Raw genomic sequence first — 3,712 nt, 5'->3', positions numbered from 1 at the left:
TTTGCAAAACATAGTAATCCTCCTCTACGTACTGATTTTGATATTATTATATCATAATTACTACGTTTGGAAGTAATTACAAGCTTTTTGTGGGATAATCATAATATATATTTTATACTAGCAAAACATATCATTTACACTTTTATTTTCTTACTGGTCTTAACTTTTTATACAAAAATTATTTAGAACTTACTACATTAATAGTATAATTAAGTAAGTAAATTAAATATCTTATTAGCAATTATAACACATCTGATAATGATAGACTTAAAAGTCTAAATAGAGTTGAAAGGATTTTAATTATGATATTGTATACATTTAACATGGTTACTATGCTCATGGAAAGGGCTATGTGGTTACTAGAATAAAAGGATTTAGAGAAATATTTAAAAAGTATAATTATGGGAAAAAGATATAGCAGTTATATGTACTATATTTTCAGCTTTTGCAATGCTAGAAACTTACTCTGGCATTAATGTAGATGGATCTTTAGTAAATATAAGAACTATAACTATAGTTTCTAGTGGTATATTATTTGGACATGAGGTGGGAATAATAACGGGACTAGTTGCTGGAAGCCATAGATTTTTAATAGATATTCATGGAATAACCTCGCTACCATGTCTTATAACAAGTATAGTGGCTGGAATATCATGGGGATATATAAATAAAAAAATCGAAAGAAAACATTTATATTTAGCAGGAATTTTACTTGGTATGGCTTGTGAAGTATTGACCATGGTGCTTATACTAACAATAACAAAACCATATGCACTTGGATTAAGTATAGTTACAAAAATATCAATACCAATGATACTTGGAGAAATAAACGTAGGTTTTATTGTATTTTTAATGCAATTTGTTGAGGATGAGAATGAAATGATAGCGGGTAGACAGTCAAAGCTTGCATTAGACATTGCATTATTTTAGAAACATAAATAACGAAGCTTTAAGGAAGATATGTACTATAATAAAAGAGCATATTCATGCAGATGCATTTTCTATAACTGATAAACTCCATGTGCTTGCATATGTCGGAATTGATGAAGCTTTATACAATGTGGAAAATAAAGAAATAAATTATTCAACAAAAGACGCTCTATTAAAGAATGAAATATTGATAAATAATGATACTTTAAAAAATGACCACAGAAATTTAAAATCTTCAATAATAATACCTTTTGATGATAGAAATGGGGTAAAAGGAACTTTAAAGATATACTTTAACACTGCACTTTGCTAATGTAATATTACATTTTGGACATAAGTGTTGCATATTGCATCCTCCTTTATTGATAATAAAGTATTAAAGTGGTACATTAATTTTTTATAGTTATTTTGCACAAATATAATTCGTAATATAAGTATAAACCAAAATGCTAGATATTTAGCAAAACGAATTACATTTCATTAGTTGCAAAAACCTATTTTAGGATGATTAATTTATATGGCTAATGTAGTACAATAATTTACCAACACGAAAACCCATATAATAAATTAAAAAAACTGCAACGAGACAGGTTATAATAGTTACAATCACCTTCTTCTCTTGTATGAGATATTTAAAATTTTTATACAGTTGATTATTTTTCATGTTTATCACTCCTCAGTATAAATAGTTTAATTTGTAGTTAATTACAATTGCATCGTAGCTCTCTATGTAATTGTAGGTTATTTTAGTAAACATTGTTTATTACGTTTTGTAAAAATGTAGATTACTATTTTAATCTTTCTTCTTACTGTTTTTTTTGTTGTTTTTATCGTTTTTATTAGCAATTACAGCTATAAAACAAAGGAAAGACCCTGTAAAACATAGGAAAATAGCCACGTAAATCATATTCATAAAACTTCCTCCTGGCTCATTGTAATTTTGTAAATATAATATAATCACTAACTTTATTTGAACTATTTTTAACAACAGCATAAATCAAATCATAAAATATGTTTTGAATTACAGATGATAAATTATTAAATTCATCAAACAAAGCATATATCTATTATGTAAACCTCCAATAAATATTATGGATATATTATAGCATATATAGAGAATCTACATTTTTATATCTAAATAAGAGAGTAGGAATATTATGATGTTTTGCAATTAAGACTGCACTTATTAGTGTAGTCTTTTGTTGATTGTATAGGCTTTCCTCTGTAAACTATGTTGCTATAAAGTTAAAATATGATTTATAAGGAGCATTATAAATCAAAAAAGTAATAAGGTAATAATTTATTGATTTATTAATTACTAAACATTAATAGTGATACGAAGCAGTCGGGCTATATTCATATAACTATAAAATTACTTGAGTATTATGAATTTATAATTAATTGATTAATTAAATGAACTATTATTTTAAAAATCTGTTTTTTTTACACCAAATTACTTTACAAAATCATTTTGTTTCTGTATAATTCATAATCACAAACATAATTTCATAATATTATAAATTAACACTAATAATCCCAATATTAGTCTAGTTCCAATCTATAAATGTGCTTTCATATTTGTAATATATTTTTAAAATTAGTAGGAGATGATTCAAATGGAAACTGCCGAACTTTCTACCAATGTGGTAGAAAATAAAGAATCGATAAGAGAAATGGCTAACAAAGTAGCTGCAGGGATTGCAAATGCAGTACTTGTTATGCTTGGAATCGGACTTTTTTGTGAAACATTAGGAAAGTTTATGAATTGGCAAGCATTTGTTGGAATAGGAACAATTGCAAAGTCGATGCTTGCACCTGCTCTTGGAGCTGGGGTTGCCTATCAGCTTAAGGGAAACACACTTGTTATATTTAGTGCTATGATTGCATCAACAGTTGGAGCTAATGCAGTTCATTTTACTCCTCTTGGTCTTACATTCGTATCTGGACAACCCATAAGTGGGGTAATTGCAGCAATTATAGCAGTATATGTAGGAAAAAAAGTAGCGGGGAAAACAAAACTTGATATGATGGCTATACCATTATGTTCAGTTGTAGTTGGTGGTGTTGCAGGACTTGGTCTTGCAGCTGTAGTAACACCAGCACTAAATTGGCTTAGCGCTCAAATAGCATATACAATAAAGATATCTCCATTAATCGGGTCAGCCTTAGTATCTCTTAGTTGGAGCACTTTATTAATGACACCTGCATCATCAGTAGCTATTGCAATTGCACTTAAACTTGATCCTGTATCAAGTGGAGCTGCACTTATAGGATGTACCATTAAGTTTGTAGGTTTTACAATAATGTCTTTTAAGGAAAATGATTCTGGAGCTAATATAGCACAAGGATTAGTAACACCAAAAATACAATTTCCTAATGTTATAAAAAATCCAAGACTTTTAATACCACCATTTATAGCCGCAATTATATGTGCACCTATTGCAACAATTTTATTTAAATTTACTGCTACCTATGAACTTGCAGGGCTTGGGCTTAATTCATTAATTGCACCACTTAATATCCTTGCAACAAGAGGAATAAAAGGAATTTTAATTTATATATTTACTGGTATAATTTTACCTATAGCTATAATAATACCTATTTATAGTGCAATGAAAAAATCAAAAGCTATAAAAACTGGCGATATGCATATGGAAATTCAGTAAAATACTAATATTATGATTATCCCACAAAAAGCTTGTAATTACTTCCAAACGTAGTAATTATGATATAATAATATCAAAATCAGTACGTAGAGGAGGATTACTATGTTTTGCAAAAA

3 protein-coding genes are annotated in these 3,712 nt (G+C 28.0%); all 3 read left to right on the top strand.

The genetic code is table 11. The annotated features are described in order from the left end of the window. Nucleotides 1-450: 450 nt before the first annotated feature. The 3 genes from KPL38_RS19885 (at nucleotide 451) to KPL38_RS18620 (ending at nucleotide 3,596) form a co-directional block, all read left to right on the top strand. Nucleotides 451-930: a LytS/YhcK type 5TM receptor domain-containing protein gene (locus KPL38_RS19885; protein ID WP_246578045.1), complete on the top strand. Its 480-nt coding sequence runs from the start codon at nucleotides 451-453 to the stop codon at nucleotides 928-930. Next, entirely contained in the window at nucleotides 917-1,243 is a 327-nt protein-coding gene (locus KPL38_RS19880) for a hypothetical protein (protein WP_246578044.1), read from the top strand. Before KPL38_RS19885 ends, KPL38_RS19880 begins: the two co-directional genes overlap by 14 nt. 1,303 nt (nucleotides 1,244-2,546) lie before the next feature. Then, nucleotides 2,547-3,596 (top strand): PTS sugar transporter subunit IIC, encoded by a 1,050-nt coding sequence (locus KPL38_RS18620; RefSeq protein ID WP_246578043.1) that lies wholly within the window; start codon nucleotides 2,547-2,549, stop codon nucleotides 3,594-3,596. Nucleotides 3,597-3,712: the final 116 nt, after the last annotated feature.

Source organism: Clostridium psychrophilum, assembly GCF_018861705.1.
Lineage (GTDB): Bacteria > Bacillota > Clostridia > Clostridiales > Clostridiaceae > Clostridium_AD > Clostridium_AD psychrophilum.
This window is presented reverse-complemented; position numbering and strand designations above follow the sequence as displayed.

What these genes read in the sequence shown, in the direction of transcription:
- KPL38_RS18620 (WP_246578043.1), top strand. Translation starts at nt 2,547, where the DNA reads ATGGAAACTGCCGAACTTTCTACCAATGTGGTAGAAAATAAAGAATCG.
- KPL38_RS19885 (WP_246578045.1), top strand. Translation starts at nt 451, where the DNA reads ATGCTAGAAACTTACTCTGGCATTAATGTAGATGGATCTTTAGTAAAT.